Below are 21,354 nucleotides of genomic sequence, written 5' to 3'. Positions count from 1 at the left end.
ACAATCGAGGCAGCCGAATGCAGGAACTACTTCGAAAACGCAGGCTACGCTTCCGTCAAGATATGAAACGCTCTAGCTGCTTGCGGCGAGCCCGCCCGTTCTGTCCCGACGACTTACCGGCAGCAGCCCTGCTGTCGCCGATGCGGACCGTGTACGGCATAGGGCTGCATCCGCGGCGCGGCGTCGAAGCAAAGCCGCACGGCTGCGTGGTCCTCCTCTATCCCCTTGTTGGACCATGATCTTTTTTTCAAGACGTTCGCTCTTTGCGGCACGATGCCATAGTTTCGGCAAACCATCCGGGGAAACGGATCATCGCAACGATCGGCAAGCCATGGCAGGGCCTTTCCTATGATTGACGAAAAGCCGGAGAGCGAGAGCGTTTCGGCGCTGGCGCCGTTCCGGCACGGCATCTTCCGCGCCGTGTGGTCGGCCAGCCTCGTGTCGAATTTCGGCGGCCTCATCCAGGGCGTCGGCGCCGCCTGGATGATGACCACGATCGCCACCTCGCCCTATCAGGTCGCGCTGGTGCAGGCCTCGACCACCTTGCCGATCATGCTGTTCGCGCTCGTCGCCGGCGCCATCGCCGACAGCTTCGACCGGCGCAAGGTTATGCTGGTCGCCCAGACCTTCATGCTGGTCGTCTCGGTGCTTCTGACCCTGTTCACCTATTCCGGCCTGATGACGCCGTGGACGCTGCTTGCCTTCACCTTCCTGATCGACAGCGGCACGGCACTGAACAGCCCGTCCTGGCAAGCCTCCGTCGGCGACATCGTGCCCCGCAACAAGGTGCCGGCCGCCGTCGCGTTGAACTCGATGGGCTTCAACCTGACCCGCAGCGTCGGTCCGGCGATCGGCGGCATCATCGTCGCCGCAGCCGGGGCGGCGGCCGCCTTCGCGGCCAACGCGGTGAGCTATATCGGTCTCATCGTCGTGCTGGCGCGCTGGAAGCCGCAGGTTCAGCCATCGACGCTGCCGCGCGAATCGCTTGGCGCGGCCATGGGCGCAGGCCTGCGCTATGTCGCCATGTCGCCCAACATCGGCAAGGTGCTGGTCAGGGGCTCCGCCTTCGGCTTCAGTGCCGGCGCGGTGCTGGCGCTCCTGCCGCTGGTGGCGCGCGACGTCGTCAAGGGCGATGCCTTGACCTATGGCATCATGCTGGGCGCCTTCGGCATCGGCGCGGTCGGCGGCGCGCTGATCAGCGTGCGGCTGCGCCAGCTTTTGTCCAGCGAGACCATGGTGCGCTCGGCCTTCGCCGGCTTCGCCGTCTGCGCCTTCAATGCCGCCGTCAGCCACAACGCCTGGCAGACATCGCTCGGCCTGCTGGTCGGCGGCGCGTGCTGGGTGATCGCGCTTTCGCACTTCAACGTCACCGTGCAGATGGCAACGCCGCGCTGGGTCGTCGGCCGGGTGCTGTCGGTCTATCAGACCGCGACCTTCGGCGGCATCGCGCTCGGCAGCTGGATCTGGGGCATCGTCGCCGACGCGCATGGCGCCGGGACAGCGCTGATTGCGGCGGCCATCGCCATGCTGGCTGGCGGCGCCATCGGCCTCGTGCTGCCGCTGCCGCAGCAGCAGGTGCTGAACCTCGATCCGCTCAACCGTTTCAAGGAGCCGCACCTCGCGCTCGACCTGAAACCGCGCAGCGGCCCCATCGCCATCATGATCGAATACATCATCCGCGACGAGGACGTGCCGGAGTTCCTGGCCACCATGGCCGAGCGCGGCCGCATCCGCCGTCGCGACGGTGCCCGCAACTGGACGCTGGCGCGCGATCTCGAAAATCCGGCGATCTGGATCGAGCACTACCACACGCCGACCTGGCTCGAATATGTCAGGCACAATGGCCGCATCACCCAAGCCGACGCCATGGTCGGCGAGCGCCTGCGGGCACTGCACAGCGGCGACGAGCCGCCGCGGGTGCGCCGCGTGATCGAGCGCCCGACAACCGCGGGCACGGCGCTGGTCATGGCAAAGGGACCGATCGAGCATTAGGAGTGCAGGAAAGCGCGAAGACGTTTTCGTCCGGGCTTGCATCAACACAAAGCGTTAGAGCGGACCCAGCCAGCGGAACGCGCGCTTCAGTTCGGCGACGCCATCGTGTTCGTACCAACGGCCGTGCGCCATGATCACGCGTTCCGGATTCCATTCTATCATCTTTTCGACTGCCGCCTTGAGTTGCCCCCTGGGGAAGGTCAATCGCAAATCGCGCGGCGTCTTGCCATCCGGATCAACGACACCAGCCGCCCTGGCAAGCCAGCGCCACGGCCAGCCAAGCTTCCGCGGTTCGAAGTTCTCGATCAGGTCTGTCAGGATCAATGTTCGGCTGACGGAATGGAAGAACACCATCTCCGTCATGAAGCTGCCCTCCACCGGCAGCGACTTGAGGTCATCGTCCCACGGGTAGCCCCTCTCGGCACCAAGCTCGTTCGCCTCGAAATCGATCCTGTCGCCCGCCTGCTCGCGAATGCCCGGTGCCAGCCAGATACCCGCATCCGCAAAGGCCCTGCGCCACATCGGAATCCACCAATAGTGGATCCGGTTCGGCCCGATGATGTAGCGGACCTTGCCCAATCCCGCGATCTCGGCCTCGAGGCTCTCTGTCAGGAAGGTGGGTGAATGGACGAACAAATCGCCGTCATTGACGCGGATGATGGTCATCCGCGTCGGAAACGGCATTTTCGGCCAAGGCATGCCGAAGCGGATGACCGGGCCATCCACGATCCAGATGTCCTTCGAAACCAGCTTTAACGTGTTGAGCGGCGGATATGGTGCGCGGTCGGCCATGGTCTGCTGATGTAGGGTGGAGAACAAGCTTGGCCACGGCAGCTTCGCCTTGCACGAGCTCAGCCAGGCCGGCTCGGCAGCCTACCTTCGCCCGACCTACCCTTCGCCCGACAAGTCCCGGCGCGCTTTTTCCAGCTCCTCGGCATAGCGCCGCATCAGATGGCCCTCGGTCAGCAGTCCGAGCACGATGTGGTCGGTGAAATCCTCGACCACGGCCAGCTCCTCGGCGCCGGCCCGCTGGAAGGTCTCGGCGGCCGACTGCACGTTCATGCTCGGCACCAGGACGGCATCCTTGTATTGCGCCAGATCGCGCACCGCCGTCTCGCCGTCGGACAGGTCGCTGTGCAGTTCGGCAACGATCAGCACGCCGACATACTGGTCACCCGCGTCGACGGCAATGACGCGCTGGGCCGAACCCAGCGGCACCTGCTTGCGGAAGGCCGCAAGCGTCGTGTCGGCATTGATGGTCTTGATGTCCTTGCGCATCATCGAGCCGACGGTCAGGCTGCGCATCCAGCCGACGTCATGGGCGCTGCGGATCGTCTCGCCGCGCAGATGAAAACGCCACGTCGAGAAGGAGTAGCCGAAGGTCTCGCGCACCAGGATCGCCGCCATGATCGAGGCCGCCAGGACGACGCCGGTTAGCGTCAGGTCGCGGGTCGATTCCAGCGCCAGGAACGTCATCGTCAGCGGCCCGCCGACGACGCCGACCGCCAGCGATGTCATGCCGACGACGGCAGCGACGGCGGGATCGATGCCGGTCGACGGCGAGATGAAAGCCATCACATCGGCGAATGCCTTGCCGAGCAGGGCGCCAAGAAACAGAGAAGCGAAGAACAGTCCGCCGCGAAACCCCGAACCCAGCGAGATCGCGGAAGCCGCCAGCTTCAGCACGAAGACGCTGGCCACCACGCTCAGCCCATAGTTCATGGCGAATTCGCGATGCAGCGCGCCGTGGCCGCTCGACAGCACCTGTGGCGTGACCAGCCCAAGCAGGCCGACGATGACGCCGCCGATGACGGGACGCAGCGAGGCGTCGACCGACAGTTTGGCAAAGGCGCGCTCGACCAGCGTCACCAGATGCATGATGGCGATCGAGGCGGCCCCGCCAAGAAGCCCAAGCAGCAGGAAGGGCACGTACTGGCTGGCCGTGAGTGCCGGCAGGCCCGCAAGCTCCAGCGGGAACGGCACGCCGCCGAACATCTCGGCGGTGAGCGAGGCGGAGATCGCCGCCGTCATGACAGGCACCACATTGGCGACCGAATAGATGCCGATGACCAGTTCGAAACCATAGAAAGCACCGGTCAGCGGCGCATCGAAAGCCGCCGCGATGGCGCCGGCGGCGCCGCAGCCGACCAGGATGCGGACATCATTGCGGCGCAGCTTGAACAGCCGCGCCAGCCGCGAAGCCAGGCCGGAACCGACCTGCGTATAGCCGGCTTCCAGCCCGACAGAGGCGCCGAAACCGCTGGAGATCATGGTCTGGCCGGCGATGATGAACGTATCGGTCAGCGACATGCGACCGCCATAGAGCGCGTTGGCCTCGATCGGGTCGACAGGCGTGCGGAATCTCCGCTTTCTCAGCCAGATCACCGTCAGCCCGAGCAGGATGCCGCCGATCGCCGGGATCAGGGCCTGCATGGGGTGGGCGAGGGAGAACATGCCGGAAAGCCGGCCGCCGGGCTGCACGCCGAACAACAGTCCGTGCAGGTCCTGCACGATCTGGCTCATCGCGGTGACCAGTATGCCCGCCATCACGCCGACGATGCCGGCAAGGACGACAACCGCGATGCCTCGCGCTTCGAGCAGCGGGATCGAATTGATGAGCACCGCGCGCAGCCGGCGAGCGTAGACTTGCGGTTGATTCCTGGGCGATTGGTTTTTGGTAAGCACCGGAGCGGCTCGCCGACATCAGCAAGGCATTGAAAACACTGCCGTGCTGATACGCCGAGCGGCACCGCATGGCAACCACAATGACGGCGCCCGCGCGCCCTTTGGAGGGAGCCCGTCCGGCCGCCGATGGTCAGGTCGGCTTCGGGTCGCCGGCCTCGTAGAGCACGAGATTGCGCTCGCCGATGCCGAGCGACGGCCAGCTTGCGCGCCAGTCCACAAGGTGTGGCGCGGCGAAATGCGCATCGAGCGCCGCCCTGTCATTCCAGACTTCCGTGACCCGGATCAACCCGGCATCGAGGACATCCTGCGCATAGGAGTATGCGAGGCAACCGGGCTCGGCACGGCTGGCAACAACCATGCGTTCCATCGCTGGCCTTGCCTGTTCGAGCTTGTCGGGTGGCAGACGAACCGTGCCGATGACCAGCAGCATGAGATTTCCTTTCGATGGTTGGGCAGGCCACTCTCCCACCCTCGCGCAAGCTTGGCCAGCTACCCTCGCCGGGCTGTCGCATGCTCGGCAGCCCACGGTTTTCGAGGACTAGAATGGCGATAAGCGAAAGCATCCAGCCCGGCGCCGTGGCCAAGAACGGTCGCGACGTCTTCTTCGCGCTGGGCATCGTCATCATCCTGGCCGTGCTGTTCCTGCCGATCCCGGCCTTTCTCATCGACGTCGGCCTTGCCTTCTCGATCGCCCTTTCGGTGCTGATCCTGATGGTGGCACTGTGGATCCAGCGGCCGCTCGACTTCTCCTCGTTTCCGACCGTGCTGCTCATCGCCACCATGCTGCGGCTATCGCTTAACATTGCCACCACGCGCATGATCCTGTCGCACGGCAATGAAGGCACGCACGCCGCCGGCTACGTCATCGCCGGCTTCTCCAAACTGGTGATGGCCAGCGATTTCGTCATCGGCCTGATCGTCTTCATGATCCTGATCGTGGTGAACTTCATCGTCATCACCAAGGGCGCCACCCGTATCGCCGAGGTCGGCGCCCGTTTCACCCTCGACGCCATCCCCGGCAAGCAGATGTCGATCGACGCCGACCTCTCCGCCGGCATGATCGACGACAAGACAGCGCAGTTGCGCCGCCGCGAGCTGGAAGAGGAATCCTCCTTCTTCGGCTCGATGGACGGCGCCTCGAAATTCGTCCGCGGCGACGCCATCGCCGGCCTCATCATCACCGCCATCAACATCGTCGGCGGCATCGCCATCGGCTATATCAGGCACGGCATGGGCATGGGCGAGGCCGCCGACGTGTTCATCAAGCTGTCGGTCGGCGACGGTCTGGTCACCCAGATCCCGGCGCTCATCGTCTCGCTCGCCGCCGGCCTGCTGGTTTCCAAGGGCGGTACGCGCGGTTCGACGAACCAGGCCGTGTTCGGGCAGCTCGGCGCGCATCCGCGCGCGCTCTATGTGGCGGCGGCGCTGCTGGTGCTGCTCGGCCTGATGCCTGGCCTGCCCTTCTTCCCCTTCTTCGCGCTCGCCGGCGGCATGGCCGGCCTCGGCTATGTCATTCCGATGCGCCACAACCGGGCCATGGCCGAGGCCGAGGCGCTGAAGAACCAGGAGAAGGCGACCAAGGCCGAGGAAGAGAAGAACTCGGTCAAGGCCTCGCTGGCCACCGCCGAGATCGAACTTCTGATCGGCAAGCAGCTTTCGACCCGGCTGCTGGTCTCGCATCAGGAGCTGGTCTTCCGCATGGCCAAGATGCGCAAGAAGTTCGCCCAGCAATATGGCTTCGTCGTGCCCGAAGTGCGCGTCGCCGACGATTTCGCCATCCCGCCGAAAAGCTATCAGATCAAGGTGCACGGAACGGTGGTCGCCGAATATTCGATGCGCGTCGGCGAGATCATGGTGCTGCTCGGCAACCGCGACGTTCCCGAAATTCCGGGCGAGGAGATCCGCGAGCCGGCCTTCGGCATGCGTGCCTATTCCGTCATGGAAACATTCGCCGAGGATCTGAAGCGCGAGAACTACACCTTTGCCGACAACATGTCGGTGCTGCTCACCCATCTCTCCGAGGTCATCCGCAACAACCTGCCGCAGCTTCTGTCCTACAAGGACATGAAGGCGCTGCTCGAGCGCCAGGATCAGGAATACCGCAAGCTCGCCGACGAGATCTGCACCACGCACATCTCCTATCCCGGCCTGCAGGCAGTGTTGAAGCTGCTGCTGGCCGAGCGTGTCTCGATCCGCAACCTGCACCTGATCATCGAGGCCATCGCCGAGATCGCGCCGCATGTGCGCCGCACCGAGCAGATCGTCGAGCATGTCCGCATCCGCATGGCGCAGCAGATCTGCGGCGATCTTTCGGAGGGCGGCGTGCTCAAGGTGTTGCGTCTCGGCAACCGCTGGGACCTGGCCTTCCACCAGAGCCTCAAGCGCGACGCCAAGGGCGAGGTGCGCGAGTTCGATATCGATCCGCGCCAGCTGGAAGAATTCGGCCAGGACGCCACCAAGGCGATCAAGAAATTCCTCGAAGCCGGCGAGCGTTTCGTCCTCGTCACCGCGCCCGACGCGCGCCCCTATGTGCGCATGATCATCGAGCGGCTGTTCACCACGCTGCCGGTGCTCTCGCATGTCGAAATCGCCAAGGGCGTCGAGATCAGGGTGCTCGGGACCATATCGTGAGCGTTCTCTCGCAAGCGGTCGTCATCGCGGCGTTCCTCGCCTTCTGCCGCATCGGCGCCTGCTTCATGCTGATGCCCGGCCTGTCCAGCGCCCGCATCCCAGTGCAGGTCAGGCTGTTCGTTGCGGTCGCCGCCACCGGCGGCCTGCTCGCCTTCCTGTGGGACAAGATCTTTCCCTTCGTCGATCCGCGTCCGCAGATCCTGGTGCCGATGATCGTTTCCGAACTCCTGGTCGGCGGCCTGATCGGCGCCATGACCAGGCTCTACATGGAAGCCCTGCGCTTCATGGGGTCGGCCATCGCCATGCTGATCGGCTATGGCGGCTCGGGCGGGCCAGCGATCGAGGAGCCCGAACCGCAGGCGGCGCTCGCCGCCATGATCTCGTTCTCGGCACTGCTGCTGCTGTTCGTCTTCGACTTCGACCATGAGATCATACGCGCGCTGGTGACGTCCTATACGGTCGCGCCGGTCAACGTCTTCTTCAACCCGCAGGCGGCACTGGTCGATGTCGCCGACACGGTGTCGGACACCTTCTTCCTGGTCATCCGCCTCGGCAGCCCTTTCGTCGCCTATGCCATTCTCGTCAACCTGACGATCGGCTTCGTCAACAAGCTGACGCCGCAGATCCCGATCTATTTCATCTCTCAGCCCTTCGTCATCGCCGGCGGCATGCTCATCTTCTATTTCGCCGTCGGCTCCATGCTGTCGCTGTTCGTCGACGGCTTTGTCGACCTGACGCTGGCGAGGTGACATGAGCACGCGCAAGGACCGCCTGAAGAAGCTGGTCAAGGTTCAGGAACAGTTGAAGGCGCTGCACGAGACGCGCCACGCCACCCTCCTCGCCGCCGCAAATGCCGCCGAAGCCGAGGCCAAGGAACTGGTCGAGCATTTCGACAAGGACAATTCCCTCTCCGGCCTTTTCCCCGATCTCTACCACCGCCGCATCGCCCAGGCCGTCGTGCGCCAGGAGGCGAACCTCGAAAGCGCCAGGAAGGAGGCCGGCCTCGTCGCGTCGGCAACCGCGCGCACCAACATGGTCGAGCGCGCCTACAAGGACGTGCGCAACCGCGACGAACGCGAACGCTCCGACCGCGAACGCCTCGATCTGATCGCGCAGAAGCGGGGACAGGAGTAGAGGAGGAGGTCTGGACGCAAAGCAAGCCTTCGCAGCGGAATCCTGACTGACCGCTTTGCGCCTCGTACGGGCTATGGATGCAATTTCGCGTCTACCCAGAAGCCGCCCGTACAGCCTGTCGAAGAATGTGCCGAGCCTCCGCATTGCGGAGGATCGTAAAAAGGCGACTTTTCAGCTAGCTTGTTATCTGTTCGGCGGCAGCTTCCTCGAGGCCAGCTGCCGCTTGGACGGCAAGACCGCGAGCCGCTGCCTGTGAATCGTAAAATTCCTCGAGCGCATGGACCCTGCCCCACCGCAGGGTAAACACGTGGAGACCTCGGTTGATGTACGACGTGTCGCCGTTAAGCAGGGTCGCGGTGCCATCCCACTGGGCAAACACAGTGGTATGCCATGGCCAGCCCTCCACCCAGATGTGATTGACCGTGAGACGGAGGGTGGGCAGAACACGGCCGAGGCGTTCAAACCAGCGGCGCAGGGCTTCCTTGTCGTGGCGCTCTCCACCAAGCGCGTGGGCGCCGCCAACCCGATGATGGACATGCGGCGCGAGTGCTTTCACCGCCGCATCCCAGCGATGATTGTTGACGTCATCGAAGCTCTTTCGGATCGATTTCTCGACAAAATAACTATATAGCATATCACTCTCCTCCAACTCATTCGGTAGCGCGATCGAAGGTACCTGTGGCGAGCTGTTCGGACGCAGCCGACGCCACGCAGGGTCTGCGCGTCAGCGCATTGTCGCGTCGGCTCGCAGGTATGTGTCGGTCTCGGTCGAGATCGTGACCTCCTCGCCCGACCTTGAGAACGCGTAAAGCGAATCCTGGTGGCCCGGCATGGAAAAGGCCACGGAGTCGCCGTCAGCAAGGCCCATGACGAAGCGCAGCGGATCACCTCCGATCTTCGGCGCGAAGGTGGCGGTGACCTCCAGCAGGCCGCCGTTGACCGGGACGTAGTAGACCACCATGTCGAGCTGTCCCTCGTGCAGGCTGGCAGCTTCGATCGGCCGTCCGATGGTCGCTTCCTCGGCAAAAGCCGGGTTCGCAAGAAACATCGCGGCCAGAACCGACGCACTCAGGGTTTTGCGGATCATCTCATATCTCCTTTTTTGGATTGCGTTCGACCTCTATATAATGTATAGATTACGAATGCAATCTAAAAAGGAGATGGCGATGCGCGTAAGTCGCACTCAGGCCGCGGAAAACCGCGAAACCGTGATCAATGTGGCAAGCCGCCTTTTTCGGGAGCGAGGCTTTGACGGCATTGGCCTCAAGGATCTGATGAAGGGCGCCGGGCTGACCCAGGGCGCCTTTTACAAGCAGTTCGAGTCAAAGGACGACCTGGCGGCGCAGGCATCCAGGCGCGCGATGGAAAGCGCCACCGACAAGTGGTCGGCCGCGACAGCGGCAAACCCTGGGAAACCGCTCGACGGGGTGATCTCATTCTACCTCAGTATGGATCATCGCGCGGAAAAGATGGACGGCTGCCCGGTCGTCGCGCTCGGCTCGGATGCGGCCAGGCAAGGCGCCGAGGTAAAGGCCTCATTCGAGGCCGGCATCAGGGAGTATCTCGAGATGCTCGGCAGTTGGGTTGGCGAGGACGACGGCGAAAAGGGCGGCAACAAGGCAATGGCCGTTCTCTCGACAATGGTCGGCGCGGTCATGCTCTCGCGGGTGGTCAACGACCCGGACCTCGCGCAGGCTTTTCTGGATGCGGCGGCCGATCAGGTTCGCGAGACAGTCGCCATCTGAATGATGCGGGCAGCGGCGCCTGATCCATTGCTCGCCGCTCGGACCGAACCGTCGCGCGCGACTGCGAAGAAGTAACGGATACCGTCCCAGTCGATCATGGAGAAGTTCGCGTCGTCACGTGAAGCCTCCGGTGCGATTTCGCACCACCGTAGTGCGTGTCTTCCGACTGCATGGCGCGCCTGGGCATGCCTACCTCTTGGCGTGGGGCAGCGGCGATGCGTCCGCCCGAAGGAGAAGCGCGATGAGCTATTCCACCATGAGATTTGGGGCTGTTGGCCAGGCATTGGCCCGTATGTTCGGCCGCTAGGCAAGCACCGGGCTCGGCATCCTTCGGCACTAGCATCGGAACGCCTGCGTGCGCTCGCGCGGCTTATCTAGCTGAGCGCCATCAGCTGACCTCCGGGCCATCCGTCCGGTCGTCTGGCCACCTATAATCGGAGATCAAGGGCATGAACATCGAACTCAAGGGCCGAAAGGCCATCGTCACCGGATCGACCGCCGGCATCGGTCGCGCGATCGCCGAAGGGCTGGCGCGCGCAGGCTCCGCCGTCGTCGTCAATGGACGTACTGAAGAGCGGGTCGCCGCGACGCTCCGGGAACTGCGCGCGCTGCTGCCTGGCGCCGACCTCACCGGCATTGCCGCCGATCTCGCGACAGCCGAGGGCTCGGCGGCGCTCGCGGCACAGGCGCCGGATGCCGACATCCTCGTCAACAATGTTGGCACTGCGCGTCCCAATGGCTTCTTCGAGCAGGACGACGCCGCATGGCTCGACCTCTTCCAGCTCAACGTGATGAGCGGCGTGCGCGCCGCGCGCCACTATATGCCGGGTATGGTCGAGCGCGGGTGGGGACGGGTCGTCTTCATGAGCAGCGAGTCCGCGCTCGCCATCCCCAAGGAGATGATCGACTACGGCATGACCAAGACCGCGTTGCTGGCCGTGTCGCGCGGGCTGGCCGAACTTGTCGGTGGCACCGGCGTCACGGTCAACGCTGTCCTGCCGGGGCCGACCGACTCCGAGATTCTTGGCGACTGGATGAAGGCCACCGCGAAGGAGCAGGGCATCACGCAAACGGACGCCGAGCATAATTTCCTGAAATCGCTGCGTCCGACCACGCTCATCAACCGGTTCGCGACAACCGAGGAAGTCGCGAACATGGTCGTCTACACCTGCTCCGAGCAGGCCTCGGCGACCACCGGCGCCGCGTTGCGCGTCGACGGTGGTGTGCTCCGCTCGATCGGATGAGCCGCGTCCCACCGCCGCGGTGGCATGAGGGTCGCCGCGGCTGAGCCGGCCTCAAATCGGCGCCGGCTCGGGTGACTCATATCTGCGGCGATTATCGGATCGTCGGAGCCGCCTGGGGTGCCCCGATCGACCGGGCCGAGGTCAAGATCGACGAGCGGCCGTGGATAGATGCCAGGAGCCGCCGTCTGCTCTCGGCCCCTACGCGGACGTGCAGCAATGCGCCACTGTCCGGAATTACGGTTGAGGAAGAGCGCCCGTCCGCCGGTTGCGGGAATTGCCCTTCGTTGTTCATGCTTACTTCCGTGACCAGCTTGCGGCGAAGCGCCGTGCTGTAGTCGTTTGGCCCTTTCGGCGTCATGACGAAGGCCTGGGAGCCGCCAATGACCGATTTGGCAAAATAGGATGCCAGCGAATTGTCAGGATCGTCGTCTTCGGCGGGAATGGCGATGGCGTTGATCGTATATCCCTTGGCAATGGCGTTCAGCCTGCTCGGCTGAACAGGAAGTCCGTCGTTGTTCTCACCATTGGAAGAGATATCGATGACCTTCTTGGCGGCATTTCCAGGAAACTGGTCCAGCAGAAGACTGCCAATGTCGATAGCCGAGGAAACCGATGTTCCGGATCGCCCTCGACGGATGACGCCGGTATCCCCTTTCCTGCTGATCTCCGCCGCCGCCGCTCTTGCATCTTCCAGTCCGCAGATGCTTGTCCACGGCAGTATGGTGCGTGCGTGTCCGGGGCTCGACCATTCAAAGTAGGCCACGCCGATGCAGCCGACGTAATTCCGGCCGATGGCGGCGATGATCTCGGGCGAAGTGAGTGCCGCGGCATGTCCCTCGCGTTGCAGATCGGCGATCTTTGGATCAATCGATGACGAGAAGTCGACCGCGAACACGATGGCAACGTCGACATTCGCTGCATGCGCCGGGAGATTCCAGAACGCAGAAGCTGCAAGTATCCCCGCCAGTCTCAGGAGTGAATTGGCTCGCTTTGCCAGCCCCCTTCCCGATGGCTTTGTCGGCGAAAAAAGATTGGCCCCGCCTATCGGCTGCACCCGCCCGCGAAAGGAGACCGCTCCAGAAGAGGGACCGGCGTCCTGATACATATCTATGAACATGCCATTCTCCATCTCGACAACCGATCGTTGTCAAAGCCGCCCATTTTCAACATGTGGAAATTTGACGAGGGACCTTGGACCCAACGCCGAACAGCAGCAGATCGGCCTTGGTCCACAAGAGATAACAGCCGAGTAACGTCAGCGGCATGATGAGTGCCGCGAAGGACTCGCCCGACCAGACTACCGGCAAAGCCTGGCCGAGGGCGACGGTTGTCGCCACCACTGCCGGCAACCTGCTGGCGAGCACCGCACTGCGGAACGGATCGGGCCAGGCGGTCGGCCACACCGGAACCGGCCTGCCCGGCCTGTGAAAGGTGCTGCCGAACTTGCCGAGCGCATGCAGCAGGCCGGACGTCGCCGCAAGCAGCGGGTCGCCGAGCAGCAAGAGCGCGATGCCGAGCCCGATTGCGCCTAGTCCCGAGAGGAAGTCGCCCAGACGATTGAGGGTGGGATCGGGAACATCCGGCTTTGCCCAAGCCCGGTGGTAGGCTTCGCCGCCGCAGAAAAAGACGAGGGTAGCCAAGGTGAGCGCAACAGTGCCATGGCTGCCCGCGAAATAGTCCATCACCGCCGCGATGACAGCGCTTTCCTCATGCGGGCCGACTGGCGCGGCCGCAATTTGGGTTGCAAGACCTACGATGAGGCCAAGCGCGTTGCCACTGTTGTAATAGCCGCCGGGTCCCTTCATGCGGGCACCAAGGGCCGATCTCAAATGTGCGAGCGGAAGAAGGACTGTCCACGCGTTCATCGCAGCGCCCCCGCGGCCTGTCCGGCCGCGATCGACACGGCGACCGTCGCATCAGCGGCAGCGGTCATCGCATTCCTCCACCGGACCTGAACTGTTGACGCGGCGTTCGCCTGCCCCGCTTGCCGGCGCTGTTGCAAAGGCAGGGGCAATGTCGAAGCGTTGGTTGGAAGCGGTCCGCAAGGACTCACGTGCCTGCGGCGCTCGGTTCGATCGTGCCACGGAAAGGATCGCACCGAGAATGATCGCTGCTCCCAAGGCGCCCGGCCACGAACTCCGCTCGCCCAGAAAGATCGCCGCGCCCAGCGCCCCGAAGACGCTTTCGGCACTGACGATCACGGCGGCGTGGCTGGCCGGCGTGAAGCGGAGGGCAACCGTCTGTATGCCGAAGGCTATCGCGGTGGAGAAGACGCCGAGTATCGCCAATTCCGGACCGGCTGCGAATGCGGCGGCCAGCGACAGGTTGCCTTGCATTGCCCCGAGCGGCAGGGCGAAGACTGCGGCGCCGAGAAATTGTGCCGCGGCGGCGGTGAACGGCCGCGCATGGGCCTGCATGTGCCGGCCGAGCTCGACCGCCCAGAGCGCATAGCAGGCAGCCGACAGGATTGCGGTGAGATCGCCGCTGCCGAGGCCGCCGATCCCATCCGACAAAAGCAGGGCTCCGACCAGGGTCAGCCCGGCAGCGATCGTGAGGCCCGCTGTCGGACGCTCGCCGACGAGCAACCAGGCGGCCAATGGTGTCATTACGGTTGCCGTGCTCACCAGAAAGCTTGCATTGGTGACCGAGGCTCCGACATAGCAAAGCTGCTGAAGCGTGATGGAGATGGCGAACAGCGCGCCCACCCTGGCCAGGCTCGGAAAATAGCCCGCCCCGATCGCCACTCGCCTTTCGGTCAAGACAAAGGGCAGCACCAGCAGCCCGCCGATCAGGCAACGCAGACTTACCGCGCTCATGGCGTCGAGATGGACCAGCACCGTCTTTTGCGAGACGTTGCCGAAGCCCCACAATGCGGCTGCAAGGAGCAGCAGCAAATTGGCTCTTGTTCTGGACACGCGCCCCCCTTGAACCAAGCATTGCGTTGACTTGGCCGCCTAATTTAGCGAAGTCTAAATGACCTGCCGTCACGGGAGCGCTTGAAGCGCGGTGACGGACGATTGCGGAACGTTAGATTTGCGTTAGAATTTCGTCAGGCTGAGGCAGCAGATGCAAAGTGACGACGGCGGCGCTGCAAATAGAATCTCACTCTTCGGCGGCTTCCGTATTGAAACAACTGGCCCGCTTCGACTGGTCGGGAAACGCGGCCCGGCAATCGTTGCTTATCTGGCCCGATGTCCGGGCATGGCAGCGACGCGGGAAAAACTGGCTGACCTGCTATGGGGCGACAGCGATGGCGGGCATTCGCGCAACAGTCTTCGCCAAACCCTCAGCGTCCTGCGCCGCGATCTCTCGGGTGTCGATCTTATCCATTCCACCGGAGAGTTGATCCACCTCAGGCCAGAGGCGTTTCGGGTCGATGTGGAGGAGTTCGAGACGGGTCTATCGGCCCGCTCCGCGCAGGAACTCGAAAAGGCCCTGGCGAACTACACCGGCCCGTTCCTCGACGGGCTCCATGTGGGAAGCAATGGCTTCGACGACTGGGTCGCGTCGGAACGCGACAGGTTGCTCGGTCGTGCGCTTGAATCGTTCGAGAAACTGGCTCGCCTCGTCGACGCTGAAGCGGGCCTCGTCCTGGCCGATCGCGTCCTGGCCATGGATCCGGCGCGGGAAGAATCCTATCGGCTCAAGATGGAATTGCTCCTTGCTTGTGGTCAACGCGACAAGGCGCTCAGGACATACGAGGCTTGCAGAAGCATGCTGAAGAAGGAGTTCGGCGTCGAAGCCGGCCCAGAGACGCGGGCACTATGGCAGTCCCTGCTGCTTGCTTCCGACACGGCGCCACACGCGCCGTCGGCAAGTGGTGTTGCGGCCAGCCATCGCCTCGGACACCCCTCCATTGGCGTTGCCGACTTCACCAATCTGACCGGAAAACAAGGCGACAATTTTTTCTCCAAGGGACTGGTCCAGGACATCACGACAGCCCTTTCCGAGGTGGCCGACTATGTCGTGCTCTCCGCGGTTCCCCCCACAGATAAGGTCGGCCTGCGCCAAGAAGGTAACGCGCCGGGAGCGCTGCGGGCACAATATGTGCTCAGCGGCAGCATCCAGAGATCCGGCAATGGGTTGAGGGTGAATATCCAGCTTGTCGATGCCGTCGGCGGTCATCATGTCTGGGCCCAGAAGTTCGACGGCCAGTCCGAGAATGCGCTCGAATTCCAGGACAGGATCGCCCAGTCCGTCGTTCTGGCGGTGATCCTCGAACTTCAACTGACCAACTGGAAGGTCCGCGACAAGAGTCCGCCTGGTCCCCCTGAAGTGCGCAGGTTGGTGAACGAGGCGCTCATGAAATATTTTGAGATGACCCACGACTCGCTGCTGGTCGGGATGGAACTTGCGACGAAGGCGCTCTCGACAGGGCCCGACAACGCCCGTGCGAAGCGGACGCTCTCGATCATGATTTCCATGGGCATCGCGTTTGGCGCGCTGCCCCGCGAGCAGGGCAATATCGAGTATACGCTGGCGCTTGCCGAGGCCGCGGTGCGGGCGGTGCCGGACGATGAAATTGCCCGGTGCATCTTGTCATTCGCTCTCGAAAGTTGCGGTCGTATCGACGAGGCGATCGTCGAATGCCGGCACGCGATCAGCCTCAACCCAAATTATCCGAGCGGCCACGGCGATATTGCGATGCTCTTCGCGCTGCGCGGGCAGGTCAGCGAAGCCGTGCGCGAGGCGAACGAGGCGATCCGGCTGGGAACCCATGACGTCATCGACTACTGGCGTCACCACGGGCTCGTTATGGCGCTGTTTGCCGGCGGAGACGATCAGCGGGCGCTCGAGGTCGCGCGCAAGGTGGTCAGGACAAAGCCGGGCTTCGTTCGTGGCGCGCTTTATTGGGCCGCAGCCGCGGCCGCAACCGGCAATCGCGATGAAGCGTCGCGGGCCATCCATCATTGCCTGTCACAACTTCCGCATCTCAATCTGAGCAATGTCTGCCCTGGCTTTGTGCCGCGCTATGTGAAGGATCATCACCATTCCCGGTTCCTTGAAATGCTGTCGAGGGCCGGTCTTCCCCCGTCCTGAAGCCCCTCGCGTTCGAACGGATTCGGGCGAGACGCTTTCTGCAGGTCGTTCTCCCAAAACCGGAAGCCACTTTTTACGCGACATGCGTTGTTGAAAATCTGGCTACGCGGCTGGATGCAGAGAACCCTGGCCTTCCTTCCTCCCCCGCAAGCCTGCCACAAGCTTGTTGAGGCATGGTCTGGCCAAGGAAAACCGACAAAAGGCGGACTTTCTTGGCGATCTCTCCCCCCAGCGACATCGTGATGGATGTTGTCCGAGCAGCCGAGCCGGCGGATCTCGCGGCCGCGCGCGCCGCACTGACCAGGCATGCGGGCGGCGTTGCCGGCAGCTTTTCGGTCGAGGCCGCTTCGGCCGGGACGATGCTGTCGCGCGCCACCGCCGACCAGGCCATGGCGGCCGATCCATCCAAGAAGTTCAAGAAATTCGAAGCCATGGTGCTCCAGACCTTCATCCAGAACATGATGCCCAAGGACACCGAGGGCGTGTACGGCAAGGGCCTGGCCGGCGACATGTGGAAATCGCAGCTCGCCGAGCGCGTCGCCGACGTCATGGCCGAGCGTGGTGACATCGGCATCGCCAAGTCGCTGCTCGCCGACCATTATCTCGAAGGCAAGCGCAAGGTGCCGATCGGCCCGGTCTCCGGCGGGCCTGAAAAGACCGAGATCGACCGGCAGAGCCGTCTGTCCACCTCGCTCGTCCAGGAGCTGCAGCGCAAGGCCGCCAGGTCCATGACCGGCGATGAAACGACCACAAAGACAGACATCAAGATCTAGACTGGGAAACGCCATGGCCGACTTTTCGGAATTCACCGCCAACCTGCCGGCGCGCACGGCCACATCGGAAGCCCCGGTCGCACTCGCGCGGCCCGGAAACCTTGCCGCCATCATCGGCCGCATCGAGGAAGTCGTCGAGCAAGAGACGGCCGGGCTGCGCAGCGACACCGGCTACGATCTCAAGGCATCGAACGCGCGCAAGAGCCGCTATCTCTATGAACTGACCCGTGCCATGCGCGGCGGCAGCGAAGCCGAGTTCCTCGAACAGCACCGCGAAGGTCTTGTCCGGCTTCGCCAGAAGCTGGCGAAGAACGAGGCGGCGATCCTGGCGCATCTGAGCGCCGTCAACGAGGTCGCAGGCCTGTTGCGCACCGCCATCCAGCGCGCCGAAACCGACGGCACTTATTCCGCCGGCGAGTTCGGCCGGGCGCGCGGTTAGCGCGCGGTGGTCGCCGGCTCGGGTGCCTGAATGGTCAAGGTCATCGCCATCGCGGTCTGGATCTGCGTCGCCACGCTCGGCGCGGTGTTCTATTCGTTCCAGGCCGCCGGCGACCGCGGCGTCGGCGAAAAGCCGAAGCCGATGCTGGGCGGACTGGACTACGTCAAGACCGAGGTCATCTCTGTGCCGCTGATCCGAAACGCCAGGATCGACGGTTATTTCCTGACCAAGTTGGTCTACACGGTCGAACCCGAGCAGATCAAGAAACTGTCGATCCCGGCCGAGGCGCTGATCACCGATCAGGTCTATTCCTACCTCTATTCCAATCCGCAGATCGACTTCACCAAGAAGGAGACGATCGACCTCGACGCCTTCCGCGCCGCGATCCGCGATACCGTCAACACACGCGTCGGCGCCACACTGGTGCATGAGGTTCTGGTCGATCAGGTCAATTTCCTGAGCAAGGATGAGATTCGCGACAACTGGCTGCGCCGCCGGCAGGAGGCCGGCGCCACGGCATCCGAGATGACCAAGGCGTTCAAGTCGCATTGAGCCATCGGGATACCACTGGCCAGGGACGGTGATCGGCTCCTCGCCCGGCTGCGGCGATAGGAACCAGGCCCTGCAATCCGCGTTGACGTAAACGTCAATCCAAAGCTATATGCGGCAGCGACCGTGGCCCCGAAGATGCATGGGTCTCGGGCGGATCATGCCGGGGCGCGACAGATGCAACCGAACAGGCAGATGCAACCAGACAGGAGAACAGCGTGAGCGTTCAGGAGATTGCCGACAAGATCAGGTCGCGCGTGGCCAGCAGCGGGTTCGATCGTTCCGTGAAATTCGACACCGGCAGCGATGGCGTCATCGTCATCGACGGCGCCGATGTCTCGACCACCGATGGCCCCGCCGACTGCACCATCAAGCTCTCGCTCGACGATCTGGACTCGCTGATATCGGGCGATCTCAACCCGACCATGGCGTTCATGACCGGCAAGATAAAGGTCGAAGGCGACATGTCTGTCGCCATGGCGCTCAGCCAGTTGATCGGCTGAGACAGAAGACCGCCGAGACTGTTCTCGGGACGAAAACGCCGCCGTTTCGGGCGGCGTTTTTCGTTCGTTTGGGGCTCAGCGCCTCAGGCCGCCAGCGTCGGCGCCTTCAGCTTGCGCCCCGCGGCCTTCAGCGTGCCATGGACGCCGTCGAGCGCGCCCTCCACCAGTTCCACCGCGAGCAGCCGATGCCGCTCATACGGGCCCGGCATGGCCAGCGAACCGGTCTTTGCGGCTGAGAAGCCGAAGCGGCCGTAATAGGGCGCGTCGCCGACCAGCAGGATCGCCGCGTGGCCGAGACGCGCGGCTTCGGCGACCGCATGGCGCATCAGCGCCGAGCCGATGCCGGCACTCTTGAGCGAAGGAGCGACCGCCAGGGGCCCAAGCAACAGTGCTGCCGGACCGCCCTCGCCCAGCGTGACGTCCCAGAGCCGCACCGTGCCCATCACGGCGCCCGATGCGTCGCGCGCGACGAAAGCCAGGCCTTCCGAGGGCCGCCGGCCCCGCCGCAGCTTCTCCGACGACTTCGTCTTGCGCTTCGGCCCCATGGCGGCATCGAGCAACGCCTCGCGCGCCGCGATGTCATCAGGCGTTTCGGCAACGATGGCGAAAGCACGGGCACTCTCCCCCCTCGAGGGGGAGATGTCGCCGAAGGCGACAGAGGGGTTCGCCGCGCGTGAAGCGCTAGCCCCATGCGGTCCAAGAGACGTCGAGGCGGCTGAGACAAACCCCTCCGGCCAGTTCGTGACCATCTCCACCTCTGAAGGGGAGATGTCGCGCGCAGCGCCTTCGACAACGAAATTTGCAATGTCCATTTCCGCGATCCCTTCACGAGCGGAGACTGTTCCACAGGCGAGCCCGGATGGGCGACAAACGCCCACCTGGGATGATCCGACGGTTCTTTCGAACCGTCAGATCACGTAGGATCGGAGAGGCTCGAAGCCGTTGAAGGCGACCGCCGAATAGGTGGTCGTGTAGGCCCCGGTGCCTTCGATCAGCACCTCGTCGCCGATGGTCAGCGACAGAGGCAGCGGATAGGGCGTCTTCTCATACATCACGTCCGCCGAATCGCAGGTCGGGCCGGCGAGCACGCAAGGCGCGGTTTCCGTGCCGTCATGCGCGGTCACTAGGGGATAGCGGATCGCCTCGTCCATCGTCTCGGCCAGGCCGCCGAATTTGCCGATGTCGAGGAACACCCAGCGCACATTGTCGTTGTCCGCCTTCTTCGAGATCAGCACGACTTCCGACTTGATGACGCCGGCATTGCCGACCATGCCGCGGCCCGGCTCGATGATGGTCTCGGGAATGGCGTTGCCGAAATGCTTGCGCAGCGCCGAGAAGATGGCCTGGCCATAAGCCTGGGCCGCCGGCACGTCGCGCAGGTAGCGCGTCGGGAAGCCGCCGCCCATATTGACCATCTTCAAGACGATGCCTTCCTCGGCGAGCGTCGAAAACACGGTCTTGGCGTCGGCCAGCGCGCGATCCCAGGCCGTCAGGTCGGTCTGCTGCGAGCCGACGTGGAACGACACGCCATAGGCGTCGAGCCCGAGCGCCTTGGCATGGCGCAGCACGTCGACAGCCATCGCAGGCACGCAGCCGAACTTGCGCGACAGCGGCCATTCGGCGCCCTCGCCATCAGTCAGCACGCGGCAGAACACGCGGGCGCCTGGAGCGGCGCGGGCGATCTTCTCGACCTCCTCGACGCAATCGACGGCGAACAGCTTGATACCGAGCTGGTAGGCGCGCGCGATGTCGCGCTCCTTCTTGATGGTGTTGCCGAAGGAGATGCGGTCCGCCGGCGCACCGGCGTCCATCGCCATCTCGACTTCGGCAACGGAAGCGGTGTCGAAGGACGAGCCCATCGCAGCAAGGAGGCGCAGGATTTCCGGCGCCGGGTTTGCTTTCACCGCATAGTAGATCCTGGAATCGGGCAGCGCCTTCTCGAAGGCGCGGAAATTGTCGCGCACGACATCGAGGTCGACGACGAGGCAAGGACCGGTCGGACGTCGGGTGGCGAGGAAGTCGAGGATGCGCTGCGTGGCCATCGGGTTTCTCCATCACGCCTTTCGGCGCGCACAAGGGTGCGGACGCGGGCTGTCGGCCTCGCGAACACGCGGTGGACAAAGGCGGGACGGAAATCCATGGAACCAGCCGGTGGAGACCCCGGAACCATGAAACGCCGTCTCGCGGCGATGAACCTTGGCCTTGCCCGGCTTCGGTTCGCTTTGTCTGCCTTGGCTTGGACTGGGAGAACCCCGTTCCGCACTGCCGGCAATGATGGTGTGCCTCTTCAGTAACCCCGGTCTTTGGACAACCGGCAGAGAACCAGAAAGGCCCGCACCGTCGTTGCTTCAAGGTGTCCTCGGTCTGGCGGTTGGCCGCTAAACCGACTGGAGGGGTTGGCTCCAGTTACCTTACCGATTTCCCTCACCATTCAGAGGATCGGCGGACACCCACAGGCACGTGCGACTTTGGGCAAGCGCGATATAGGGGCAGAGAGATTCACAATCAATAAAAATCGTATCGCAGGTTGTAAAAATTCCGGCATCGAACAATGTTGGTTCACCGTATCCGGATATCGAACGATGACAGGCACGCACGACCCTCTCGACCCCCTTCTGC

At 63.8% G+C, this 21,354-nt stretch carries 20 protein-coding genes and 1 pseudogene; 11 read left to right on the top strand and 10 right to left on the bottom strand.

Annotated elements, in window-relative coordinates; translation table 11 throughout:
- Positions 1-348 precede the first annotated feature (348 nt).
- Positions 349-1,992, top strand: a complete 1,644-nt coding sequence (locus tag FJ979_RS31375) for an MFS transporter (protein ID WP_140522340.1) — start codon at positions 349-351, stop codon at positions 1,990-1,992.
- A 54-nt stretch (positions 1,993-2,046) separates the two neighbouring features.
- Here the strand turns inward: FJ979_RS31375 and FJ979_RS31370 are convergent, their stop codons facing one another.
- The 3 genes from FJ979_RS31370 to FJ979_RS31360 all read right to left on the bottom strand — a co-directional run bounded on the left by FJ979_RS31370 (position 2,047) and on the right by FJ979_RS31360 (position 5,107).
- Entirely contained in the window at positions 2,047-2,784 is a 738-nt protein-coding gene (locus tag FJ979_RS31370) for a DUF4336 domain-containing protein (protein WP_140584611.1), read from the bottom strand.
- Positions 2,785-2,880: 96 nt separating this feature from the next.
- Positions 2,881-4,677 (bottom strand): chloride channel protein, encoded by a 1,797-nt coding sequence (locus FJ979_RS31365; protein ID WP_140496238.1) that lies wholly within the window; start codon positions 4,675-4,677, stop codon positions 2,881-2,883.
- 130 nt (positions 4,678-4,807) lie between these two features.
- Positions 4,808-5,107 (bottom strand): putative quinol monooxygenase, encoded by a 300-nt coding sequence (locus FJ979_RS31360; protein WP_140496239.1) that lies wholly within the window; start codon positions 5,105-5,107, stop codon positions 4,808-4,810.
- Between the two features lie 113 nt (positions 5,108-5,220).
- On the opposite strand from FJ979_RS31360, the gene flhA reads away from it, so the two are divergent.
- Genes flhA through FJ979_RS31345 form a run of 3 tightly spaced genes read left to right on the top strand, consistent with a single transcriptional unit; the run spans position 5,221 to position 8,442 of the window.
- The gene (gene flhA, locus FJ979_RS31355) at positions 5,221-7,308 is read left to right on the top strand and encodes a flagellar biosynthesis protein FlhA (RefSeq protein ID WP_140496240.1); all 2,088 of its coding nucleotides are present in this window, start codon (positions 5,221-5,223) and stop codon (positions 7,306-7,308) included.
- Entirely contained in the window at positions 7,305-8,057 is a 753-nt protein-coding gene (gene fliR, locus FJ979_RS31350) for a flagellar biosynthetic protein FliR (RefSeq protein ID WP_140496241.1), read from the top strand. The genes flhA and fliR overlap by 4 nt, the downstream gene beginning before the upstream one ends.
- A gap of 1 nt (position 8,058) precedes the next feature.
- Positions 8,059-8,442: a hypothetical protein gene (locus FJ979_RS31345; RefSeq protein WP_140496242.1), complete on the top strand. Its 384-nt coding sequence runs from the start codon at positions 8,059-8,061 to the stop codon at positions 8,440-8,442.
- A 175-nt stretch (positions 8,443-8,617) separates the two neighbouring features.
- Here the strand turns inward: FJ979_RS31345 and FJ979_RS31340 are convergent, their stop codons facing one another.
- A complete protein-coding gene (locus FJ979_RS31340; protein ID WP_140522346.1) occupies positions 8,618-9,076 on the bottom strand; it encodes a nuclear transport factor 2 family protein in 459 nt (152 codons plus the stop codon).
- 90 nt (positions 9,077-9,166) lie between these two features.
- On the bottom strand, positions 9,167-9,529 hold the full coding sequence (locus FJ979_RS31335; RefSeq protein WP_140584610.1) for a hypothetical protein: 363 nt from the start codon (positions 9,527-9,529) through the stop codon (positions 9,167-9,169).
- Between the two features lie 79 nt (positions 9,530-9,608).
- Between FJ979_RS31335 and FJ979_RS31330 the strand changes: the two genes are divergently transcribed.
- Positions 9,609-10,187: a TetR/AcrR family transcriptional regulator gene (locus tag FJ979_RS31330; RefSeq protein WP_140513927.1), complete on the top strand. Its 579-nt coding sequence runs from the start codon at positions 9,609-9,611 to the stop codon at positions 10,185-10,187.
- Between the two features lie 449 nt (positions 10,188-10,636).
- Entirely contained in the window at positions 10,637-11,431 is a 795-nt protein-coding gene (locus FJ979_RS31325) for an SDR family oxidoreductase (protein WP_140584609.1), read from the top strand.
- Positions 11,432-11,717: 286 nt separating this feature from the next.
- On the opposite strand, the pseudogene FJ979_RS31315 reads toward FJ979_RS31325, so the two are convergent.
- The 3 genes and pseudogenes from FJ979_RS31315 to FJ979_RS31305 all read right to left on the bottom strand — a co-directional run.
- Positions 11,718-12,548 (bottom strand): annotated as a pseudogene (locus tag FJ979_RS31315) (DUF1194 domain-containing protein); the annotation flags it as partial.
- Between the two features lie 46 nt (positions 12,549-12,594).
- On the bottom strand, positions 12,595-13,236 hold the full coding sequence (locus FJ979_RS31310) for a hypothetical protein (protein WP_246679395.1): 642 nt from the start codon (positions 13,234-13,236) through the stop codon (positions 12,595-12,597).
- 111 nt (positions 13,237-13,347) lie between these two features.
- Positions 13,348-14,346: a DMT family transporter gene (locus FJ979_RS31305; protein ID WP_140584606.1), complete on the bottom strand. Its 999-nt coding sequence runs from the start codon at positions 14,344-14,346 to the stop codon at positions 13,348-13,350.
- Positions 14,347-14,497: 151 nt separating this feature from the next.
- Here FJ979_RS31305 and FJ979_RS31300 point away from each other — a divergent pair, with 151 nt between their 5' ends.
- The 5 genes from FJ979_RS31300 to FJ979_RS31280 all read left to right on the top strand — a co-directional run bounded on the left by FJ979_RS31300 (position 14,498) and on the right by FJ979_RS31280 (position 18,735).
- Positions 14,498-16,471 (top strand): BTAD domain-containing putative transcriptional regulator, encoded by a 1,974-nt coding sequence (locus FJ979_RS31300; RefSeq protein WP_140584605.1) that lies wholly within the window; start codon positions 14,498-14,500, stop codon positions 16,469-16,471.
- Positions 16,472-16,644: 173 nt separating this feature from the next.
- Positions 16,645-17,244, top strand: a complete 600-nt coding sequence (locus FJ979_RS31295) for a rod-binding protein (protein ID WP_181168595.1) — start codon at positions 16,645-16,647, stop codon at positions 17,242-17,244.
- 13 nt (positions 17,245-17,257) lie between these two features.
- A complete protein-coding gene (locus FJ979_RS31290; protein ID WP_140496250.1) occupies positions 17,258-17,683 on the top strand; it encodes a hypothetical protein in 426 nt (141 codons plus the stop codon).
- Between the two features lie 30 nt (positions 17,684-17,713).
- On the top strand, positions 17,714-18,235 hold the full coding sequence (locus FJ979_RS31285) for a hypothetical protein (protein ID WP_140513659.1): 522 nt from the start codon (positions 17,714-17,716) through the stop codon (positions 18,233-18,235).
- Positions 18,236-18,450: 215 nt separating this feature from the next.
- Entirely contained in the window at positions 18,451-18,735 is a 285-nt protein-coding gene (locus FJ979_RS31280; protein ID WP_140513660.1) for an SCP2 sterol-binding domain-containing protein, read from the top strand.
- A gap of 83 nt (positions 18,736-18,818) precedes the next feature.
- Here FJ979_RS31280 and FJ979_RS31275 read toward each other — a convergent pair whose 3' ends face one another.
- Positions 18,819-19,376 (bottom strand): N-acetyltransferase, encoded by a 558-nt coding sequence (locus tag FJ979_RS31275; protein ID WP_226880593.1) that lies wholly within the window; start codon positions 19,374-19,376, stop codon positions 18,819-18,821.
- A gap of 267 nt (positions 19,377-19,643) precedes the next feature.
- On the bottom strand, positions 19,644-20,777 hold the full coding sequence (gene odc2 / locus FJ979_RS31270; protein ID WP_140513661.1) for an ornithine/lysine decarboxylase: 1,134 nt from the start codon (positions 20,775-20,777) through the stop codon (positions 19,644-19,646).
- Positions 20,778-21,354: the final 577 nt, after the last annotated feature.

Origin of the sequence: Mesorhizobium sp. B1-1-6 (assembly GCF_006443035.1) — a bacterium.
GTDB lineage: Bacteria > Pseudomonadota > Alphaproteobacteria > Rhizobiales > Rhizobiaceae > Mesorhizobium.
The sequence above is the reverse complement of the archived record's forward strand: the minus strand, read 5'-3'. Positions and strand labels throughout refer to the sequence as shown.

Bases quoted from the DNA above. Each gene is read 5' to 3' on its own strand.
- FJ979_RS31370 (WP_140584611.1), bottom strand. From the start codon at position 2,784: ATGGCCGACCGCGCACCATATCCGCCGCTCAACACGTTAAAGCTGGTT.
- FJ979_RS31335 (WP_140584610.1), bottom strand. From the start codon at position 9,529: ATGATCCGCAAAACCCTGAGTGCGTCGGTTCTGGCCGCGATGTTTCTT.
- odc2 (WP_140513661.1), bottom strand. From the start codon at position 20,777: ATGGCCACGCAGCGCATCCTCGACTTCCTCGCCACCCGACGTCCGACC.
- FJ979_RS31290 (WP_140496250.1), top strand. From the start codon at position 17,258: ATGGCCGACTTTTCGGAATTCACCGCCAACCTGCCGGCGCGCACGGCC.
- FJ979_RS31310 (WP_246679395.1), bottom strand. From the start codon at position 13,236: ATGAAGGGACCCGGCGGCTATTACAACAGTGGCAACGCGCTTGGCCTC.
- FJ979_RS31285 (WP_140513659.1), top strand. From the start codon at position 17,714: ATGGTCAAGGTCATCGCCATCGCGGTCTGGATCTGCGTCGCCACGCTC.
- FJ979_RS31375 (WP_140522340.1), top strand. From the start codon at position 349: ATGATTGACGAAAAGCCGGAGAGCGAGAGCGTTTCGGCGCTGGCGCCG.
- FJ979_RS31300 (WP_140584605.1), top strand. From the start codon at position 14,498: ATGCAAAGTGACGACGGCGGCGCTGCAAATAGAATCTCACTCTTCGGC.
- FJ979_RS31295 (WP_181168595.1), top strand. From the start codon at position 16,645: ATGGTCTGGCCAAGGAAAACCGACAAAAGGCGGACTTTCTTGGCGATC.
- flhA (WP_140496240.1), top strand. From the start codon at position 5,221: ATGGCGATAAGCGAAAGCATCCAGCCCGGCGCCGTGGCCAAGAACGGT.
- FJ979_RS31345 (WP_140496242.1), top strand. From the start codon at position 8,059: ATGAGCACGCGCAAGGACCGCCTGAAGAAGCTGGTCAAGGTTCAGGAA.
- FJ979_RS31360 (WP_140496239.1), bottom strand. From the start codon at position 5,107: ATGCTGCTGGTCATCGGCACGGTTCGTCTGCCACCCGACAAGCTCGAA.
- FJ979_RS31340 (WP_140522346.1), bottom strand. From the start codon at position 9,076: ATGCTATATAGTTATTTTGTCGAGAAATCGATCCGAAAGAGCTTCGAT.
- FJ979_RS31325 (WP_140584609.1), top strand. From the start codon at position 10,637: ATGAACATCGAACTCAAGGGCCGAAAGGCCATCGTCACCGGATCGACC.
- FJ979_RS31330 (WP_140513927.1), top strand. From the start codon at position 9,609: ATGCGCGTAAGTCGCACTCAGGCCGCGGAAAACCGCGAAACCGTGATC.